This is a genomic window from Haloimpatiens lingqiaonensis (genome assembly GCF_901447495.1).
In the GTDB taxonomy this organism is placed as follows: domain Bacteria; phylum Bacillota; class Clostridia; order Clostridiales; family Clostridiaceae; genus Haloimpatiens; species Haloimpatiens lingqiaonensis.
The window spans coordinates 1-21,214 of record NZ_CABDWS010000053.1 but is presented as its reverse complement, the minus strand read 5'-3'; the positions used below and the strand labels follow the sequence as shown (position 1 = coordinate 21,214).

15 protein-coding genes, 1 rRNA gene, 1 pseudogene and 1 riboswitch are annotated in these 21,214 nt (G+C 28.9%); of the genes and pseudogenes, 15 read left to right on the top strand and 2 right to left on the bottom strand.

All coding sequences use genetic code 11. The features are described from left to right. A pseudogene (locus FGK85_RS10715) lies at window positions 1-449 on the top strand (ISLre2 family transposase); the annotation flags it as partial. A 104-nt stretch (window positions 450-553) separates the two neighbouring features. Here the strand turns inward: FGK85_RS10715 and FGK85_RS10710 are convergent. Next, the gene (locus tag FGK85_RS10710) at window positions 554-1,015 is read right to left on the bottom strand and encodes a hypothetical protein (protein WP_138206468.1); all 462 of its coding nucleotides are present in this window, start codon (window positions 1,013-1,015) and stop codon (window positions 554-556) included. 133 nt (window positions 1,016-1,148) lie between these two features. Here FGK85_RS10710 and FGK85_RS10705 point away from each other — a divergent pair, with 133 nt between their 5' ends. From FGK85_RS10705 to FGK85_RS10665, 10 genes are all read left to right on the top strand, one after another. Next, window positions 1,149-2,126, top strand: a complete 978-nt coding sequence (locus tag FGK85_RS10705; RefSeq protein WP_138206466.1) for a DNA cytosine methyltransferase — start codon at window positions 1,149-1,151, stop codon at window positions 2,124-2,126. Window positions 2,127-2,241: 115 nt separating this feature from the next. Further along, a complete protein-coding gene (locus tag FGK85_RS10700; protein WP_138206470.1) occupies window positions 2,242-2,985 on the top strand; it encodes a tRNA threonylcarbamoyladenosine dehydratase in 744 nt (247 codons plus the stop codon). Window positions 2,986-3,126: 141 nt separating this feature from the next. Beyond that, a riboswitch (TPP riboswitch) is annotated at window positions 3,127-3,234 on the top strand. Between the two features lie 117 nt (window positions 3,235-3,351). Then, window positions 3,352-4,665, top strand: a complete 1,314-nt coding sequence (gene thiC, locus FGK85_RS10695) for a phosphomethylpyrimidine synthase ThiC (RefSeq protein ID WP_138206464.1) — start codon at window positions 3,352-3,354, stop codon at window positions 4,663-4,665. Between the two features lie 304 nt (window positions 4,666-4,969). Further along, window positions 4,970-6,328, top strand: coding sequence for an amidophosphoribosyltransferase (purF, locus tag FGK85_RS10690; protein ID WP_138206462.1), 1,359 nt, complete (start codon window positions 4,970-4,972; stop codon window positions 6,326-6,328). 488 nt (window positions 6,329-6,816) lie between these two features. Beyond that, entirely contained in the window at window positions 6,817-8,133 is a 1,317-nt protein-coding gene (locus FGK85_RS10685) for a radical SAM/SPASM domain-containing protein (RefSeq protein WP_138206460.1), read from the top strand. A gap of 145 nt (window positions 8,134-8,278) precedes the next feature. Continuing rightward, window positions 8,279-8,455, top strand: a complete 177-nt coding sequence (locus FGK85_RS15385) for a hypothetical protein (RefSeq protein ID WP_171011395.1) — start codon at window positions 8,279-8,281, stop codon at window positions 8,453-8,455. A 139-nt stretch (window positions 8,456-8,594) separates the two neighbouring features. Then, on the top strand, window positions 8,595-9,890 hold the full coding sequence (locus FGK85_RS10680) for a TraB/GumN family protein (RefSeq protein ID WP_138206458.1): 1,296 nt from the start codon (window positions 8,595-8,597) through the stop codon (window positions 9,888-9,890). A 256-nt stretch (window positions 9,891-10,146) separates the two neighbouring features. Continuing rightward, window positions 10,147-11,193 carry a transposase gene (locus FGK85_RS10675; protein WP_138206456.1) on the top strand — a complete coding sequence of 349 codons (1,047 nt, stop codon included), beginning with the start codon at window positions 10,147-10,149 and terminating at the stop codon, window positions 11,191-11,193. 768 nt (window positions 11,194-11,961) lie between these two features. Beyond that, window positions 11,962-13,596 (top strand): ABC transporter ATP-binding protein, encoded by a 1,635-nt coding sequence (locus FGK85_RS10670; protein WP_138206454.1) that lies wholly within the window; start codon window positions 11,962-11,964, stop codon window positions 13,594-13,596. 749 nt (window positions 13,597-14,345) lie between these two features. Beyond that, the gene (locus FGK85_RS10665) at window positions 14,346-14,699 is read left to right on the top strand and encodes a hypothetical protein (protein ID WP_138206452.1); all 354 of its coding nucleotides are present in this window, start codon (window positions 14,346-14,348) and stop codon (window positions 14,697-14,699) included. 318 nt (window positions 14,700-15,017) lie between these two features. Here the strand turns inward: FGK85_RS10665 and FGK85_RS10660 are convergent, their stop codons facing one another. Next, window positions 15,018-15,686, bottom strand: a complete 669-nt coding sequence (locus tag FGK85_RS10660) for a DUF4230 domain-containing protein (protein ID WP_138206450.1) — start codon at window positions 15,684-15,686, stop codon at window positions 15,018-15,020. A 389-nt stretch (window positions 15,687-16,075) separates the two neighbouring features. On the opposite strand from FGK85_RS10660, the gene FGK85_RS10655 reads away from it, so the two are divergent. The 4 genes from FGK85_RS10655 to FGK85_RS10640 all read left to right on the top strand — a co-directional run. Then, window positions 16,076-17,257: an MFS transporter gene (locus FGK85_RS10655; RefSeq protein ID WP_138206448.1), complete on the top strand. Its 1,182-nt coding sequence runs from the start codon at window positions 16,076-16,078 to the stop codon at window positions 17,255-17,257. Next, window positions 17,257-18,195: a GNAT family N-acetyltransferase gene (locus FGK85_RS10650; protein WP_396276640.1), complete on the top strand. Its 939-nt coding sequence runs from the start codon at window positions 17,257-17,259 to the stop codon at window positions 18,193-18,195. Before FGK85_RS10655 ends, FGK85_RS10650 begins: the two co-directional genes overlap by 1 nt. A 19-nt stretch (window positions 18,196-18,214) precedes the next feature. Beyond that, complete coding sequence (locus FGK85_RS10645; RefSeq protein ID WP_138206444.1) at window positions 18,215-19,648, top strand: MATE family efflux transporter; 1,434 nt, start codon at window positions 18,215-18,217, stop codon at window positions 19,646-19,648. Between the two features lie 1,238 nt (window positions 19,649-20,886). Beyond that, window positions 20,887-21,214, top strand: a 16S ribosomal RNA gene (locus FGK85_RS10640); the annotation flags it as partial.

Sequence of the window (21,214 nt, the reverse complement as noted above, 5' to 3'; positions counted from 1 at the left end):
TTGATAACAAGATAGGATTAAAGCCATATCAGCTAAGGGAAGAAATAAAAATGCCGAAGGCTCCAGAAGGATTAGAATACAGAAATTTAGGTACAATGGAGCACAATATATGTGATGTATTAGCTCAGAGAATGAAAGGAAGAAAAATGAGTTGGTCTATTAAAGGTGCCAATAATTTAGCTAAAATACTAGCTGAAAAAGCAAGTAAAAGAATATACAATGTGATAAATGAGGTATGTTCAGGAGTTGTTTCAGATGATAAATTAGAAACAATAACAGAGATGATTACATTAACAGCAGCTGATGTAAATAAGAAGGTAAAGAAAAGTAAGTATTATCCTATACAACAAGCAAGAGTACCATTTACAGGCTGCGCCATGACTAATGGAAGAAAAGCTATACAAAGCTTTTTTAAAGAAAAAAATTTTAGTGAACTTATTTATAGATAGTTTTAAAATTTTGAATAAAAAGTTAACGGGATAAGTGCGCCCTTTCGGGCTGCGGGCGAAGCCCTTTTGGAATAAAATTTTCAACTGAATTTATAATGGAAAAATTAAGAAATAAAATTGCCCACTTTAACTTGACACAAACATTCACCATTAGATTTATTTAGGAGTTCAAATTTCCAGCCTAAAGTAATAGAACCTGCATTTGTTTTTCCTTTTTTACGTTTGTAAATAAGGGGCTTGTTTTTAAATTTATCCTCAAGTTGCATAGTACATGCATTAATTATATATTTCCAATCTTGTCCAAAGATTGCTAAAGCTCTTTCGGAGCTTGTTTTATTTTCCAGAAAATCAGCATTTGACTTTTTTACAGATATTTTTAGTTCTTTTCTAGTATTAGTTTCTAGTTCATTAACTAATATATAAAGGTCAGTTTTTGGCTCTCCTTTGCTACATGTTGGCTTATCAGATAAAATCACCTCATAATTTTTATTGTTATTTATAAATGTATTACCTTTATAAAAAAGTTCTTTAATATATCTTTCAGAATCAGTAAAATTTCTAGACATTGAACGCCTCCAAAAAAAATCAATATTAACAACATTATACAACTTATAACGGCATAAGTACAAGCTCCATCTTACAAAAAGGGAATTCTTATGATAAAATAAAAATATTAGTTAAGAGGAGGAATGAATAGTCGTGTTAAAAACAGTTGCTTTATTTGCGGGATGTGGTGGACTAGATTTAGGTTTTGAAAATGCAGGATTTGATATTATATGGGCTAATGATAATAATAAGAAGGTAGCTGATACGTATAGATATAATCATAAAAATACTAAATTGATAATAGATAGTATTGTAAATATAAATTCGGATGATATTCCTAATTGTGACATAATAATAGGTGGACCACCTTGTCAATCTTGGTCCCTTGCTGGAGCAATGAAAGGCAAAAAAGATAGTAGGGGACAGTTATTTTATGAATATGTACGAATAATAAAGGATAAAAGACCAAAAGCTTTTGTAGCTGAAAATGTAAAAGGTATTGTATCAAAAGCACACATCAATTCATTTAATGAAATAGTTTATATGTTTAAGGAGTGTGGATATACAGTTACTTATAAAGTTGTGAATGCTAAAGACTATGGAGTACCACAAGATAGAGAAAGGGTATTTATAGTTGGAATAAGAAACGACATAGATAGTAATTATGTATTTCCAGAACCAACTCACACACTAGAAAACTATGTTACATTAGAAGAGGCTATTGGTGATTTAAGAGATAATCCAGGAGAATGGATGGAAGGGTCATTTTCCCCAATTTTTATGAGCAGAAACAGACGTAGAGGCTGGGAACAGGTTGGATTTACTGTTCAAGCAAGTGGAAGACAAACACAGATACATCCTGATAGTCCTGAAATGGAAAAAATAGATAAAGATAAATGGCAATTTAAAAAGGATAGTGGAAAAATTATCAGAAGAATGTCTGTTAGGGAATGTGCTAGAATACAGACATTTCCAGATAGCTTTAAGTTTCTTAGTAGTTCACTTAATGAAAATTACAAAATGATAGGAAATGCTGTGCCAGTGAAATTAGCTGAAGCTATAGCTAAAAATTTAAAGAAATGTATAGAGGGAGGAACTTATTTACAAAAAGAAATAGCTACTGCAAATTAATATATAGTATAAAGGTAGTATGAAATGAATTTAATTAAATTAAATAGGGTACATATGTTGTTTTGCGGGAAATAATAAGTTAAGGATATTTCTATAAATTAGAACTGGAGTGATTATTTTGGATAACATGTTCACTAGAACAGAACTTTTAGTAGGCAAAGCTGCCGTAGATAAATTAAAAAATAGCAAAGTGGTGGTACTTGGAGTAGGTGGAGTAGGTGGCTTTGTATGTGAAGCATTAGCAAGAGCTGGAGTTGGCACTATAGTTTTAGTAGATAAAGATGTAGTTGATATAACTAACATAAATAGACAAATAATAGCCCTTCACTCAACTATAGGTAAGGCAAAAGTGGAAGTTATGAAAGATAGGATTTTAGATATAAATCCACATTGTCATGTGCTATGTCACAAAGTCTTTATAGATAATGAGAATATACCTGAGATTGTAACTAAGGATGTAGACTACGTGGTGGATGCTATAGATACAGTGACATCTAAAATAGATTTAGCTCAGTGGTGTTATGAGAATGATGTTAAAATCATAAGTTCTATGGGTACAGGTAAAAAACTAGATCCAACTAAATTTAAAATTAGTGACATACACAAAACCAAAGTTTGTCCACTAGCTAAAGTTATGAGAAAACAGCTAAAGGACAGAGGAGTAAAGAAACTTAAAGTCCTTTATTCAGAGGAAATGCCTGTGCAGCCTAAACTTCAAGAGTGTGGATTTGAGGATACTGAGGAAAATAGAAGAATGCCTTCAAGTATATCCTTTGTGCCGTCTTGTGCAGGGCTTATAATAGGTGGGGAAGTTATAAAGGATTTAACGTTAATAGCAGAAGTCCCTCATACTCTATAGGTGAGACACTCACTTGATAATGATTAATACTGAAGTGTAGTTCCATGATTTTGCAAATATAAAATAGTAACTCATAGATTGTTGTAATAGAATTGCAGCTATGTTATAATTTTTATATAAGGTTAAACTAAAATTGAATATACTCGTTACTAGGGGAGCTTGCAGTGGCAGGCTGAGATTGAGATATTTCTCTAACCCTCATAACCTGAATTAGTTAATTCTAACGTAGGGAAGTAGCGCTTTAATTAATAGCTTAAAGCACACAATTTCTACATTGTGTGTTTTTTTATTAATATAGCCTATATTATGAGGAAGCAGAGATGCTTCCTTTTTATTATAAAAAAAGGAGATAAGGGGAGAAAAAATATGAATTATACAACTCAAATGGATGCTGCTAAGAAGGGCATAATTACAAAGGAAATGGAAACTGTAGCTAGAAAAGAAAATATGGAAGTGGAGAAATTAAGAGAATTAGTAGCAGAGGGAAAAGTAGTTATACCAGCTAACAAAAACCATAAGGCATTAGATGCAGAGGGAATCGGTAAAGGACTTAAGACTAAAATAAATGTAAACCTAGGAATATCTAAGGATTGTTGTAATGTAGATTTGGAATTAGAAAAAGCTAAAAAGGCTATAGAAATGAAGGCTGAAGCTATAATGGATTTAAGCTGCTTTGGAAAGACAGAAGAATTCAGAACAAAATTAGTAGGTATGTCTACAGCGATAATAGGAACAGTACCTATGTATGATGCAGTAGGTTTTTATGATAAGGAACTTAAAGATTTATCTGTAGAAGATCTTTTAAGAGTTATAGAAAAGCATGCAGAAGATGGCGTTGACTTTATGACTATACATTCAGGTATTACAAGAGAAACTGCTGAAATATTTAAGAGAAATAAAAGACGTATGAACATAGTTTCAAGAGGCGGATCATTGTTATATGCATGGATGCAATTAAATTCACAAGAAAATCCATTCTATGAGTACTTCGATAAAATATTAGATATATGTGAAAAATATGATGTAACTTTAAGCTTAGGAGATGCTTGTCGTCCAGGATGTATAGACGATTCAACAGATCCAGCTCAAATAATGGAATTAATGATTTTAGGAGAGCTTACAAAAAGAGCTTGGGCTAGAAATGTACAAGTTATGATAGAAGGACCAGGACACATGGCTTTAAATGAAATAGAAGCAAATGTTTTATTAGAAAAGAAATTATGTCATGAAGCACCATTTTATGTACTAGGACCTATAGTTACAGATATAGCACCAGGATATGACCATATAACTAGTGCTATAGGAGGAGCTATTGCAGCAGGAGCAGGAGTAGACTTTTTATGCTATGTAACACCAGCAGAACATTTAAGACTTCCAAATCTTGATGATATGAAAGAGGGAATAATAGCAACTAAAATAGCAGCTCATGCTGGAGACTTAGCTAAAGGCATAAAAGGAGCTAGAGATTGGGACAACCAAATGTCAGATGCAAGACAAAAGCTTGATTGGGAAGGAATGTTTAAATTAGCTATAGATGATGAAAAGGCAAGAAAATACAGAGCAGAATCTATGCCTCATGATGAACATACTTGTACAATGTGCGGAAAAATGTGTGCAGTAAGAAACATGAACAAAGTTTTAGAAGGTAAAAATATAAATGTTTTGAGGGAAGACGACTAGTATCAATGTAGAATGTAAAATTAATAACTCAACTTTCGTATATAAATTTTAAGTTCTACACTATACAAGGGAAGAAGTAATAGTGAAGAAGTAATAGGTAAAAAGTAATAGTGAAGAAGTAATAGTAAAAAAGTAAGAACTATTATTTACAAATTAATTATAAAAACTCCTAGAGTTTTATCCTTAACTCTTACTTCTTACTTCTTAGCTAATACCTAGTACTTATCTGCGAATTTTATATTTTTATTTTATAACTGCAAAAGCTGAATCAATAATAAATTCAAGAAATAAGGGGGAGACTAGCATGACTAGTGAGGACAAGTTTAAAGAAGAGTGTGGAGTTTTTGGAATATACGCAGAAGACAGAGACAATATACACATGGGCCTTTCAATTTATGCTGGTCTCTCATCACTTCAGCATCGCGGGGAAGAAAGTTGTGGAGTGGCATATACTAATGCTAATAGGACTAATATATACAAGAATATAGGTAGGGTTTCAGAAGTATTTAATGAGAAAATTTTAAATGAAATAAAGGGCAATGTAGCCATTGGACATGTGAGATATTCTACTTGCGGAAAGCCTAGTATTAGCAGTGCACAGCCGTTTTTAGAGAAAGTAAATTCTAAAAGCTTTGCTGTAGTGCACAATGGAAATATAACAAATGCTAGTGAAATTAGAGAATCTTTAACTGGAGAATATTTTAAAAGCAATAGTGATTCAGAGGTTATAGGTAAATTTATAAAAGCAAATTTACATCTAGGTATAGAAAAAGCTGTAATCAGGCTAGTAGAAAAGCTTAAAGGTTCATATAGCGTAATAATATTATTAGATAAAGAGCTAATAGTTTTAAGAGATACCATGGGTATAAGACCTTTATGCATAGGAAAATTAGGAGAAAGCTACATAGCTTGTTCTGAAAGTTGTGCTTTAAATTCTTTAGGAGCGGATTTTTTAAGGGACGTAAAACCAGGGGAACTTATAATAATAAACCAAGAAGGAATGAAGAGTACAATGGTTTCTAATACCTGCAAACTATGTACCTGCGCCTTTGAATATGTTTATTTTAGTAAAGAAGACAGTATTGTAGATGACATATATGTAAATGCTTTTAGGGAAGAAACAGGAAAGTCGTTATTTGTGGATCATCCGGCAGAGTGTGATGTGGTAATAGGAATACCAGATTCAGCAATTCCCTATGCATTAGGATATGCAAAGGAAGCTTCTATTCCTTATGAGAGAGCTATTGTAAGAAATAAATATATAGGCAGAACCTTTATAGTAGATAATAATAGAGAAAACTTACTTAGGCTAAAATTTAGTGTATTAAAAGAGAAAGTGTACAATAAAAGGGTTGTTGTTGTAGATGATTCCCTAGTAAGAGGCAACACCATGAAGGTAATAGTAAAAGCCCTAAGAGAAGCTGGTGCAAAAGAAGTTCATATACGCATAGCTTCCCCTAAAATCAAATATACTTGTCCCTATGGAATAAACATAAAAACCTCTAAAGAGTTAATAGAAAACAATTTTTCTGGAGAGGAAATGAAAAAGTACATAGGAGCGAATAGCCTTGAATATTTAAGTTTTGAAAGATTTAAAAGTGGACTAAAACATAATGGGGGATTTTGCACTGGATGTTTTACTGGGAAGTATTCTAGGGTATAAAATAAAAACGCATGATAATATAAATATTTTGTATTATCGTGTGTTTTTATTTTATGTGTGGGAGTGTTTAGATTAAAATCTTATTAAATAACATATATGAATGAGTAAAAATAAAAATCGTATATTAATATTCGACATAAAAAGGCTTTTAGTTTACACTAAAAGCCTTTTTATAGATATATTTTTTAGGGACAAAGATACGTTTTTATATTAAGGTTTAATTAAATAATTATAAATCGACAATAAAACAAAATATTCATAATATTTTGTTTTATTATGTTCTTTTTTTTTTTTTAGCTCGACTCTTTTTTTTATTTTTTTCATTTTATGTGTGATAGCATATTTATAGACAAGCTTGTTAAGTAATTATTGCGTAAAATTAATTTTTTATTATGTAAATGTAAGGATAAAAGATATAATTTATTTATAATAAATTGCCGAAAACAAATGGTTTATTATATGGTCGTATTATTCAGGAGGAATAAATTATGAAATTTAAAAAATCTAAATATAATATCAATGTGGATAAACTAAGTAATGGAGAAATTTTAATTTATAATTCAGTTACAAGTGCATTTGGAATAATGGATTGTGAAACTCAAGCAATATATAATAATTTAGATAATATAAATGATAATAATTTAAAAGATAAAAACATGAAAAAAAATTTAAATATAATGAGTAATAATGGTTTTATAGTAGAAGAAGATTTAGATGAATTTAAAAAGCTGATGTTAGAGTATAATCTATATAGATATGACAGAAGTGGAGGATTGTTTCTAACAATTGCGCCTACTATGAATTGTAATATGGCTTGCCCGTATTGTTATGAAAAAAAGAATCTAGAAAAAATGAGTGAAAATACTCAGCAATTACTTATAAAATGCATAGAAGATTATATAAAAAGATATCCCCAAATAACTTTTATTTCAGTATCTTGGTATGGTGGAGAACCTCTTCTTGAAAAAGAAATAATAAGATATTTATCAAAAGAACTTATAAGAATTTGTAAAGAAAATCAAAGGGAATATACTGCTTCAATTGTAACAAATGGAGTATTGCTTGATTACGATACCGCCTTAATGCTTAGTAAAGAATGTAATATTTATCAAACTCAAATAACGTTAGATGGAGTTGGAGAAGTGCATAATAAGACAAGAAAGTTAAAAAGTGGCGAGGATAGTTTTTCTAAGATAACTGCAAATATTGATGATGTAAAAGATTTATTACAAGTAGTGATAAGAACAAATATAAATAAAAAAAATGTAGATTATTTCAAGGATTTAGTACAATATTTTAAAAGAAAAAATTGGGATGGTAAAGTTAAATTGTATTTTTCACCGGTAACTGCTACAGAGGAAGTAAATAAGCATGTTTTTAATGAGTGCTATTCAAGAGATGAGTTTAATGATATGCATATAGATTTAGAAAAATTACTAATAGATGCTGATATAAATAGTAACTTTACATATCCAAAGAGTTTTCTAGGATGTACTGCACTTACTGTTCATAATATTGTAATTGATCCCAATGGAAATATGTCAAAGTGTTGGCATAGAATAGGTAATCCTAAGTATTATATAGGAAGCGTTAAAGAAGGAATTAAGTTTAATAAAGAAAGAATAGAGTGGCTTACATCGGAATATCCAAATAAATGTGTGGAATGCAAATTGTTCCCTATATGTCGTAGTGGATGTCCTCATGATAGGATTAAAAATAATAATGAACCTATATGTGAATATAATTTGCATCAAATTAGGGAGATTTTAAAGAAATATTACAAAAATCTAAGAATAGAGCAATAATTATATTTTAAATAGCTTATAATAGAACCTTTACACATAAATTTGATATTATAAATGGTTACAAGTTAAGCAAAAAGTTAGGAGCTAATATTAATAAAGTTTTTTAATTCACTAACTTAATATTAGAGAAAGGTGGTGAAACTGTATGAAAATACTAGTTGAAGGACTAAAAACATCAGCTACTACAATGGGACATTCATGTACATGTGACTGTTATTGTAATGGTCATTGTAGAACAAATCAAATATTTGGTAAGATATGGGATACAATACATCATCCGTGTAGGGCATTAGGATGTAATAGGTATACTCCTACTCCATAGTAATAAATCAGCTTTTATAGCTGATTTATTACTATAATATTAAGATTATTAAAATTCAATATTAAATGTAAATAATATTGAAATTCCGTATATATAAAATAGTTATATAAAATGTTAGTAAAAGAAAGGATAGTTGCATATGAAAAAAATTAAAATTACATTTAGTATATTTATTTTATTAATATGTACTATTTTATTAATTAAATTTATTTTACCGTATAAGGGAATAAGTGAAGAAAAATGGTTAAAAAAGAATAGTACAGACATTGATATAAAAGATAATGATGATTTTTCTACTTTTAATATATTAAAAGAGGATTTAGAAAATAATCAAGTGTTTTTAACAGGTGAATACCATAAAGTAAATGTGAATGATGACTTAGACTTAAAATTTCTCAAATATTTTAAAAAAGAAGCGAACATAAAATACTATTTGGTGGAAACTAACTATTGTAATTCTATCATTCTAAATGAATATTTAAAAACTGGAGACAAGTCTTGTTTAGACAGGTTAATAAAGAATTCAGGATATTCCCAGTTTATTAATAAGCAGTCTTATAAGAAGTGGGAAGAAATATATAAATTCAATAGTAAGTTATCTGAAAAGGAAAAGATTAAAGTAATAGGTATAGATATAAATGCTAATCCATTTCAATACTTTGAATACTTGAATACAATTACTAGTAAATTAGAAATTCCACCAGAAGCTCAAAAAACTACTATGGAGCTTAATAATGATTTTGAAAATTTTAAAAAAGATCCATATTATTCATATTTAAAATTAGAGGAAAGTGTTTTAAGAGTAAAAAATGATATTAAGGAAAATGAAAATTTATATAAAAAATTTATTAAGGAAGATTTTAAGGAATTCACATATGTGCTTGATAATTTATATTACAACCTTCATTGGCTGGCAATGGGGGAAATGAATGATGATGCTATGAAGTATCGTGAAAAAAGAATGTATGAGAATTTTAATAGATTATATTCAACGCTAGAAAAAGGTAAATATTATGGTCATTTTGGAGCATTTCATGTATATCAAATAGGTGATAATTTAGCTAGCTTTATGAATAATGGAAATTCACCTGTGAAAGACAAGGTGTTATCTATTGAAACTATTTATGAAAATAGTGAAACATTAATGCTAAAAAGTAATGATGACGGTGAAGTTGAATATGAGAAAATAAAAATTAATGCTAATAAAAATTTAATTGATTTAATAAAACCTTTTAGGAAATCTGATTTAATGGTGTTTAGATTATCGGGGAAAGGCTCTCCTTTTTATAAGTTAAAGGATTATAAGTATTTTCAAGAAGGGAATGAAGACACAAAAAAAGAGTTAGAAAAGGCACCATTGATAAGGTATTTTCAGTATCTTGTAGTGGTGTATAATGCTAAGTCAATTGAACCCTTTAAAAATTTAAATAAATAATATAAAAAAACGAATGGACTATTTAAAATAAATAGTAATTTGGTATTAATATATTTATAGTTGATATTACGAAGCAGGAGTTAAGTTTTTAGATGCAAGAAATTATTGCTACACTAACTATTATGATTATTTACTTTAATTCTGCAGAATAAAAAGTTCAATTGGTAATACTACTAAAAAATAAATATGGCACACTGATGCTTTCCGTGATATATAAAAGTTACCAGACAATTAAAAACACGGGAGGATTATCAGTATGTCAAATAAAATTACTAATCATATTGTATCCATTGATGATAGAATTTACAACTACTTAAATGATGTAAACTATGGAATGAATAAACCACAATTTTATCATCTAACCACCATCATAAATGGATTAACAAATTTATCTGGCACAAAATCTTTATACAAAATTTCAGAAAATATATTGATTGCTAAAAGTAGCAGCTCTATATATAGATTTTTAAGTCGCTCAAAATGGGACGATAGTCTCATCGATAGAAACCGAATTAATTATTTAAAGCTACATTTTGATAAGCTTGTAAATGCTAAATCCGTAGGATTTTTAGTTATAGATTATACTGTAAATCCTAAAGTACAAGCAAAGAAAATGCAGGGGTTAAGCTATAATCACTCCCATACGGAAGGTAAGAATCTTTGGTCTCACTGTGTGGTTGCTTCTAATTTTGTTGTAGGAGATATATCTATCCCCTTAAACTATAAACCTTACTTTAGTAAAGAAAATTGCTTGAAATATAACAAATCCTTCATGGGTAAATCTGATATAGCTGTGGATTTTATAGCTTCTTTTGAAAAACCATCTAATTGTGATAAGATATATTGCCTCGTTGATAGTTGGTATACTAGCCAAAAACTTGTAGATAGTAGTCTAATGGAAGGATTTCATCTAATTGGTGCTTTGAAATCCAATAGAAAGATATCACCGTTGGGAATTGCAATGCAACTTAAAGAATTTGTAAAATATATTAATCCCTCTACCTTAGATGTAGTTACCGTCAAAGGTAAAGAGTATAGAGTATATAAATACGAAGGTAAAGTTTCAAAAGTTGAAAATGCATTAGTTTTAATCTGCTATGAAGCTGATGGTGAAAGCTTTAAATTCCCTGTGTACTTGATGTCAACGGACATAGAACTCGATGTTCAAACTATAATAGAATACTATCAAAATAGATGGTGTATTGAAACTAACTATAAATATCTTAAAAGTAATTTAGGCTTTGATAAATATAAGGTTAAAAGTATACTCTCTATCGAGAGATATTTCTTACTTGTATTTTAGCAATTAATTTTTTAGGGTTGTATAGGTTATATCATCTTAATGAAGTAGAAACATTAGGTGATACTATTTAAGTAATGCAAAGACTGTCGGTTAAAGAATTAGTCTACCTAGTATATAAAAAAGCTAAAGACAATATTCTTATAGATATAATACTAAGTGAACTAAAACTAGCTTCTTAAAAAAATTAATTGTATTGATGTAGGATAAGTCTAACCTTATTTCTTGGATTAAAATTGCCAAAAGTAAACTTATAACTATAATTGGTAATTAAACTTTTAAAATTGCAGAACATAAGTTATTTAGTAAAGTTTATTTAATTTTTATAATAAACGTCAAACTATAGAAGTTTTTTATAGATAAAGTAAATACTATATAAATAACTTAAGAACTACAAGGCTTTTTTTAAAATATGGTTTCTTATGATTAGTATTTATAACACATAATCTCATAAGTTGCTTTGAATTTATAGTTTTATATGAAGTAGAATTTGAAGATGTAGGATGAATGCTTTAGTTAAGCAAGTTAGATAGATAAAAGATTTTGTTAAAAGTACTAATGAAAGAATTATAATTAAAACTTCACTTTCTACTAATTTGTATATAAATGAAATTGGATATTAATTTCTATATATTTGTAAAATCAAAATGGAAACCTAAGATAATACGTTTAAAATGTGTATAAAATTTACAACTAAGGTAATAGTATGTATTTTATACTATTTTAAGTTTTATTTGATTAGTAAATAATTTTTAAAAAGTGGTGATTAATATGATTAGAAATGTGATTAATCATACAAAAAAGTATAAAAATTACATGATGGGTATAATTTCACTTAGGATTATTTTGTGGATAGTGGAATTGATACAACCCTATATCATAAGTAGTTATATTGATAAATTAAAATTAATAACTGTGGATGAATTATTACGTTTTACTAAAATTATAGCAGTGCTTTTTATTATCAGAATAGTAATTAGTTTTATTAATAATATAATTATAACAAAGTTTAACACAAAATCTTATTTTGATTTAGCATATGATGTGATTGAACATGTAAAAAGAGTTCCATTATTTTATTTCAATGATACAAATGCAGCATACCTAAATGAAAGAATAAATTTTGATTCAAATGAAGTTGTTTCATTTATAACAAATAAAGGAATTAATTTTGTAATAAATATATTTATGTGTATTGGTAGTTTATGTTTTTGCTTTAGTATTAGTTTGAAAATAACTTTAATATTAAGTTTTAGCATTCCTTTTAATTTAATAATATATTTTAAATTTAAAAAAATTATGTACAAGTTGGATTTGGAGAAAAAAGAAGTGGAAAATAAGTTTTTTTCTAAAATTAACGAACAACTTTATAATATAAGTGCAATTAAGAAAAATTGTTGTTTTGAATTTTCGGGAAATAAGCTAAAAAAATTTTTTAGTTTAGTATTAGATGCTAATATGAATTTTATTAAGAGTTATGCTGTATTTGACAGTGCAGGAATTTTTATTCAGAGCATGTCTACTTTAATGTTGTTGCTATTAGGTGGATTAGAGATTATAAAAGGAAGAATGTCATTAGGTAACTTTTTAGCTTTTAATTCATATTTCCCAATGTTTACAGCAAGTATCCAGTTTTTCCTTGAATTTGGTTCTGCATATCAATCAACTTTAGTATCATATAATAGGTTAAAAGAAATAATGGATATAGAGGAAGAAAATAAAGGAGTTCAAAAACTTAATGAGGTATCTAATATACAACTTGAAAATGTATCATTTTCATATAATTCAAAAAAAGTTATTTCGGATATTTCTTTAAATTTTGATACTGGTAAAATTTATTTTATAGTAGGTGAAAATGGTTCAGGGAAAACTACATTAATTAATCTAATAACAGGATTGATTAATAGCTACAGTGGTGATATATGGTACAATTCAAAGGATATAAAAAATTTAGATTTATATTATGTGCGTAAAAAGCATTTTGGGATATCTGAACAGGAACCAATACTTTTTAATGATACAATAATGAATAATATTACTTTTGGGGGTAATATAGATACTGATATAATAGAAAATTATGCTTATAAACTAAATATGAAGGGTTTAATCAAAAGATTGCAAAAGGGCCTAAATACCGTAATTACAGAAAACTCTTCTAATTTATCAGGTGGAGAAAAACAAAAGATATCTCAACTAAAAGCTTTTGTAAAAGATCCAAATGTTATAATCTTAGATGAGCCTAGTTCTGCATTAGATAAAGAAAGCATAAATTATTTAAAAAGATATTTGAAAGATATAAAAAAAGATAAAATAATTATTATGGTGACTCATGATAAAAATATGTTAGATATAGCTGATGAAGTAATTAATTTAGATAATATATCTTGCAAAAAGGAAGTGGTTTAGATTTTACTTTATTATGAGAGCTTTAAAATGCATTTTAATTTAAATAGTTTAATTATGAAAAAAATCCATCTGTGCCATAAAAGATTATATTAACTTAAACGTCTTTGATTTTATATATGCTTAAATCAATACTAAAATTTATTTGCATTGAAATTACTCAATTTAATATAATTTCATGGCATAGGTTGAAAAAATAGTTTTTAAAGTATTAAAAATGTGTAGTTAAAGGTTTTGGATGGATGTGATTTTAAGCAAAAACTGTATTAAAAGTGAAGATGAAAATATTACCCAAAAAAGGATGCTGATATCAGCAATTATGAGAAGTAATACATGTTCATGTGATTGTAACTGAGATTCTTAGGATGAGCTTTGGTTGCATGATTATAACATCTTACATATCCAAAAAAGGAATATAATGCTTGAGATCTTGTCCAAATATATATACGAAAATATAAAATTTGTTTTAATATTAATTCATCTTTTAATTGACATAACAACATTTTTGTAGCTTTGTTTTTACACACAAAATCGTATTTTATGGAAATATTTAAGTGAAATGTTTAAGTGAAATGTTTAAGTAAATGACTAGAAGTAAATAAATACATATACTAATATGAATATTTTGTATTATTATATGTATTTTTTCCCTTTTTGTGGGTTGCGAATTCTGTATTTTTTTATTTTATGTATGATACCATTTAAACATAGACAAACTTATCAGAATAATTGTTAGAGAAGGAGGAGATACATTGAAAAAAGTAATAGGGTTTTTATTACTAGCTATTTCAATGTTCTCTTTTTTCATATTTTATAAAGAACACAAAGAAACACAAATATTTAATATGAAAAATGCAGAACATCACTTAAAGAATAGTTATGAAATTATTATACCAACTAAAATCAATATGTTACCTAGGGGAAAGCAGCATGATAAAATTTTAAGGGCATCAAAAGGTACAGAGGTATCTATATATTTTACACGCATAGATCAGGATTCAAAGAAGGAGAAAATAATTAAATATATATACACAGTTGATGATGAATATATGAAAAATTTTCACATTTCAGATATTCAGCTGGTTTCTGGTTATTTCATAAGGTAATTGATTTGTTGAAGGTTTTAAATAAAAAGGGAAAGACAGTTGTGGTAGTAACACATGATAAAGTTGTAGCAAATAGCTGTAGTAGAATAATAAATATCTAATAAAGGAGCTTTAGATAGTTACCATTAAAGGCACATAGCCTCTTAAATCAGAGGGCTATGTGCCTTTATTAATGTCTTTGATTCAATATTTTATTTAAAATTTAGGTTTATCAGATAGTTTTATATTATATAAGAAATATTTATGTAGTCTCTTAAAAATGTACATTGCTTGTTAGTAAAGCAATTAGAGAACGCCCATATTTTAGCATAAAAAGTTTTATTTAAAATGGACATTAATCTTATATGATTCAAAGGATTGTTTCTTTAATATTCCCTGTAAAAAGTTAATTATGGCATTTTTAGAGTTTTCTTCAGCTCTATTGTAGGTTTCAGTTTTTTTCATTTCATTAACCATTTTTAGTTTAGCTTCATTCATCATAACACCATATTCAGATGGGTCTAGTTTTATTTCTCCAAAACGAAGTATTCCCTTTTCTACAGTTTGATATTCGGTTTTAGCTTCATCTATAGTTACATTTTTCACATAAGGCTTAGGAGAATTTATGGTAATCTCCTTCTTTTTATTATCAACTTTTATGTCATCATCAGCTATTTTAGAAAGATCTACACAATATACTCCATCCCCAAAGAAATTTATGTTCTGCACTTTTTTAAATAAAGAAAAATTTCCCCAGCTATCGTCAATAACAATCTTTTGTTGAAGGGATGTCTCTAAGGTTATAAGCTCACTTTTATCTCTCATAGATTTTATAATGGCCTCTTCAGTTAATATTTTTTTAGAACTATTTATTTTAGGAAGAATCCATGTTTTATTTTCTTTTGATGGCTTCTTAAATATCCTATATCCTAGATATATGCCCAGAATAGTAGAAAGCAATATAGCTAATATAACTAATCTAGTCTTGAATCTACTCTTTTTTCTCAATAAAATCTCCCCCAATCTACAATATAATGTATAATATCAATTAAGTTTATATTTTAAATTTGTCAGTATTAAAATATCGGTATTAAAATTACCACCAAATATAAGATTATTATTTACAATACATTATATAAAATATCATGCCATAGTATTTCTAAAGTATCGTTTCTGAAAAGTTTATTTAAATTATTTAATATCAGCAACAATATTTTTTAGTTTACAATCAATAATATTATATAATAAGTATATGGAAAAAGAAATTATTTAACATGTTAACATTAAGTAACTATTTTTTTACAGATTATAAATAGGTTCAGGGAAAGGTAGTAAATACTTATTTAACATTTTACTAGTTTAATATACAATGTTATTTATGAAAGGAGGTTTTTAACATGAAGGAAAAAGTGACAAATAATAAAAGTACATTTGCTTTAATAATTTTTATATTCTTACTTATGATTATTAATGCAATATCAGAAAATATAAGGGGTGTACTTATCCCTGTATTTAAATCAGAATTTGGTGTTAAAGATACTAATATAGGAATTTTTCTTTTTATAGGCTCTTTGGGTTATGTTATTGCTACATTTATAGGGGGATTACTTTGCGAAAAAGTAGGTCAAAAGAAGGTATTATCCATAGGAATAATAACCATGATAGTTTCTTTAGGTATCTTTATAAAAGCTAGTATATTTGAGGTTTTATTATTAGGTATGTTTATAATGAATTTAGGTTTAGCTTTTACAAGTATAGCTGTAAATACGTTAATTCCAGTGCTGTTATTGAGTTTCCAAGCAATTCTTATGAATGTAACACATTTTTGTTATGGATTAGGAGCTAGTATAGGACCTAAAATGGCAGGAAATCTTATAAATAAAGGGGTAAGATGGAGAAGTCTTTACTTATACATAGCAATTGCTTTTGTAGTTTTATTATTTATATTTATATTTTTAAAAGTTCCAGAGGTACACAAGGCATCACAAAACGAGGAAAATGGAGAAGTTGATAAGACTTTAATATTTTTCTACATTATTGCATTAGGGTTTTATGTTTGTGCAGAGATGGGAACAGGCAGCTGGCTTATAAATTATATTAAAAACGTATACGGATATAATGAAGCCACTAGCGCTACATATCTTTCTATTTTCTTTGGAATGTTGACAATAGGAAGACTTTTAGGAGGAGCAGTAGTAGAGAAATTTGGGTATATAAATACAATGCTTAAATTTTTAATTATGGCATTTGTAATATATACTTTAGCTCTTTTCATGGGGGAAAAGGGACTTATTTTAATATCAATTTCAGGATTGTTTTTCTCTATAATTTTCCCTACTACAGTTTTAACCATAAGCAAGGTATTTTCAAAAAAAGTATCTGCCATAACTGGTACTGTGGTAACTGCAGCATCAGCAATAAACATGGTGGTTAGCGTAGTTATAGGAAAACTTAATGATACCATTGGTTATAGATATGCATTTTATTTAATACCTGTAAGCTTGTTTATATCAATAATTTTTATGGCGCTTATACATATAAAGACAAAAGACATTTTATCTTGTAGGAGTGATAGATAATCATGGAAAAGGGCGGTGTGCTTTTAGAATTAGTAAATGGTAAGGAAAAAGAATACATAGTAAAGGATAGAACTGGAATTACCATAGGAAGAGTTTTTATAACAGAATTAGATAAGGATAACAGATATTGCTGCTTTAAGTTGAATTTTTATAGATATAGCGGTGAAGCATATGATAATTTGAAAAATATTCTCAAGCTAATGCTGATGTCTTTATTTAAAAATATGAATATGTATAAAATAAATGTTTTAATAAATGAAGAAATAGATTTACGTCCCTTTATGGATTTAGGTTTCAAATTAGAGGGGATAATAGAGGATAGTATAGAGGTAAAAGGGGAAAGATTTTCAAAATTAATATTTGGAATAGACTATAGATCTTACGAAAGTAATATTAGGAGAATACCTTTAAAACTAAAGGGTGAAAAAATAGAACTAAAGGTTTTAACACCAGAAGATGCAGAAGATGTGTTAGACTATTATATAAGAAATAGAGAACATTTGATGCCCTTTGAGCCTTCAAGAGATGAAAGTTTTTACTCTTTGCAGTATCAAAAGAGAAGTCTTATAGAAAGTTATAAAAATTATCTAAATGGAATAGAAATAGAATTTGGAGTATATGAAGAGCAGAAGTTTATAGGAATTATAAAAGTATCTAATATTATATATGGGGTCTTCAAAAATGCCTTTGTAGGATACTCCATGGATGAAAAACATCAGGGAAAGGGTTATATGAAAGATGCTTTAAGATTAGTTGTAAATTATTGTTTTGAGGAAATGGGGCTTCATAGGCTAGAGGCATCTACATTAGTTGACAATGAAAAGTCCCAAAGTGTATTGAAGGCTTGTGGATTTAAAGAATTGGGCTTGAATGAAAATTATCTCTTTATAAATGGAAAATGGAGAGATCATATAAGTTTTTATAATGTTCGCAAGTAAATATTATTAGGGGGTAATTATGGGGGATAATAAAAGTTGTTCGAAAGATTCAATAAATATTAGGGAGCTAAATGGTGATAATTTAGCGAGAGATACATTCAAACTAGCACTGCCAGCTATAATGGAGATGCTTATGCAAACACTACTGGGTTTCGCTGATATGGCTATGGTAGGAAGTCTTGGAGCAGCAGCTATTGCGGCGGTGGGATTAAGTGATATGCCTATGATGACTGCTATGTCTATATTTGCAGCAGTAAGTGTAGGTACCACAGCTTTAGTAGCCAGGGCTATTGGAGCAAAAAAGATTAAGGAAGCTGGTGAAGTAGCTAAGCAATCATTGATAATCAGCGTATTAATGGCCATAGTGTTTACTGCATTAGCCCTTTTATTGGCTAAAAATATAATAATATTAATGGGAGCAGAAGAAGAGGTAATACCTATATCAACGGGGTATTTTAAAATAACTAGCTTAGGACTTCCAATGATGATAATAACTATGATAATGTCTGGGGTTTTAAGGGGAAGCGGCGACACGAAAACTCCAATGTATATAAATGGTGGATGCAATATATTAAATATTATAGGTAATTTTCTTTTAATATACCCAACAAGAAGTATTTCTTTTACCTTGCCATTACTAGGAAAAGAAATGAATTTAATGATACCAGGAGCAGGACTTGGAGTGGCAGGGGCAGGTATTTCTACTACTATATCAAGAATAGTTGGAGGATGCATTGTTTTATATTTAGTATTTAATAGTAGGGTATTAGTAAAAATTCAATTAAAAGATGGATTCAAAATAAATTTAAAAATAATAAAAAGAATATTCAATATAGGAATTCCAGCAGCTATAGAGCAGTTTTTTATGAGATTTGGGCAATTGCTTTTTGCTAGAATAGTTGCTAGTTTGGGAACGGTTATTTATGCCTCACATAGAATTACGTTAACAGCAGAATCGTTGTCCTTTAATGCAGGATTTGGATTTGCACTGGCAGCAACTACTTTAGTAGGACAATTTTTAGGTGCAGAGAAACCAGACATAGCTAAAAAGAGTGGATTTATGGCGGTTAAAATGGGTGCTATCTTCATGAGCACAGTAGGAATTTTTTTCTTCCTGTTTCCAGATGCCTTCTTAATGCTTTTTACTAGAGATGGTGAAATAATAAAAAATGCTCGTTGGTGTCTTAGAATAGTTGCAATTTCTCAACCGTTTCTAGCAGGAGTTATGGGTTTTGCAGGGGGACTGCGTGGTGCTGGTGACACAAGAGGAGTTCTTATAATAACTGTTTTAGGAGTTTGGGGTGTTAGGTTAACTTTGGCCTATGTTCTTGCGATAGTTTTAGGTTATGGGTTAATAGGTGCATGGATTGCCATGACTATAGATTTATTATTTAGAGGAACACTTTTATTTTTCAGATTCAGAAGTGGAAAGTGGCAGAAGTTAAGGGTGTAGTTATATGTAATGTTGTAAATGTAAATGTTAGTATGTGAAGATATACAAGAGTTATTCCCGTGCAGTTATATATATAATTTTGTAAATCTAAGTAGTTAACTCAAACTTGGCATATAAATGTTAATTTCTACATTAGATGAATAAACGTTCTTAATTTAAAATTTAGAATGTAAAATTGGAATTTGTGGAGAAGGTAAGAATTAAGTAAGAGGTAAGAGCGAAAAGATTAGGTACTAGGTGCTGGGTGCTAGGTACTAGGAAAGGAGGATTTTCCTCCACTGCGTTACGAAAAATCTTTAATTAAATATAAGCAATGGTATAGTGGGAAAAGGTATAATTGGTTCATTAAATGAAGTGGTTATACCTTTTATTTTTAGGGGCTTAAAAAATCCTTTATTGGCGATAGTTAGGCTAAGTATGTAGACATGATTAGGATTTATCCGATGACTACCTGCCGTAACACTCCCACTTCTAACAAAGTGGGAGATAACGGCAGCTACGTCCCTGGATAACGATCTCTAACCTTCAGATGGAGTAAAAACTCCATCTAAAGCTAAGAGCTCTGTTTATATATAAGAATGTATAACTTTAATTGTTAGGTAAATAAAACTTGTAGATAAGTAATAGGGAATAGGTAAGAAAGTGATAGTATGAAGTAAGAGTTCTTCCCAAAATTCAGCTTTGATGAATTTTCACCACAACTATTACTTTTTACTTATTCACAAATTAATTATAATAAACTCCTTGAGTTTTATCCTTAACTGTTACTTCTTACTTATTAGCTATTACTTATCTTCAAATTATAGTTAATTATACAAACAAATATTAGCATAAATTGCAAAATAATTAATATATACGCATTGGATATATAAAAACTTTTCCTAGCGTGTCTATATAAGAAATACGCCAAAAAACAGATGAAAAACGAGGAATAATAGAATAATGCGGCTCAATCCATGAAAACATACTGAAAACAAGCATATATACGTGATATTATAAAACACGTCGCTGAAACACGGCGAAACAGTTCAACAGGAAATAAACTTTAAAAATAACTTACAAGTTTGAAACAAACTAAAAAGTTGAGAAAAAAGTTTAAAAAAATGTTGACAAGAAAAAACTTAAATGATATAATAATTAAGTCGCTTGAAGCGGCAAACAAACTGGTCTTTGAAAATTAAACAGAGATGATGATGATAAATCATAAAGTCAGTGAATTTGAGTTTAAGATTGAACTTTAAATTGAGAGTTTGATCCTGGCTCAGGACGAACGCTGGCGGCGTGCCTAACACATGCAAGTCGAGCGATGAAGTTTCCTTCGGGGAACGGATTAGCGGCGGACGGGTGAGTAACACGTGGGCAACCTGCCTCAAAGAGGGGAATAGCCTCCCGAAAGGGAGATTAATACCGCATAAAGTTGCGGAATCGCATGATTCTGTAACCAAAGGAGCAATCCGCTTTGAGATGGGCCCGCGGCGCATTAGCTAGTTGGTAAGGTAATGGCTTACCAAGGCGACGATGCGTAGCCGACCTGAGAGGGTGATCGGCCACATTGGAACTGAGATA

What these genes read in the sequence shown, in the direction of transcription:
- FGK85_RS10710 (WP_138206468.1), bottom strand. Translation starts at nt 1,015, where the DNA reads ATGTCTAGAAATTTTACTGATTCTGAAAGATATATTAAAGAACTTTTT.
- thiC (WP_138206464.1), top strand. Translation starts at nt 3,352, where the DNA reads ATGAATTATACAACTCAAATGGATGCTGCTAAGAAGGGCATAATTACA.
- purF (WP_138206462.1), top strand. Translation starts at nt 4,970, where the DNA reads ATGACTAGTGAGGACAAGTTTAAAGAAGAGTGTGGAGTTTTTGGAATA.
- FGK85_RS10685 (WP_138206460.1), top strand. Translation starts at nt 6,817, where the DNA reads ATGAAATTTAAAAAATCTAAATATAATATCAATGTGGATAAACTAAGT.
- FGK85_RS15385 (WP_171011395.1), top strand. Translation starts at nt 8,279, where the DNA reads ATGAAAATACTAGTTGAAGGACTAAAAACATCAGCTACTACAATGGGA.
- FGK85_RS10680 (WP_138206458.1), top strand. Translation starts at nt 8,595, where the DNA reads ATGAAAAAAATTAAAATTACATTTAGTATATTTATTTTATTAATATGT.
- FGK85_RS10675 (WP_138206456.1), top strand. Translation starts at nt 10,147, where the DNA reads ATGTCAAATAAAATTACTAATCATATTGTATCCATTGATGATAGAATT.
- FGK85_RS10670 (WP_138206454.1), top strand. Translation starts at nt 11,962, where the DNA reads ATGATTAGAAATGTGATTAATCATACAAAAAAGTATAAAAATTACATG.
- FGK85_RS10655 (WP_138206448.1), top strand. Translation starts at nt 16,076, where the DNA reads ATGAAGGAAAAAGTGACAAATAATAAAAGTACATTTGCTTTAATAATT.
- FGK85_RS10645 (WP_138206444.1), top strand. Translation starts at nt 18,215, where the DNA reads ATGGGGGATAATAAAAGTTGTTCGAAAGATTCAATAAATATTAGGGAG.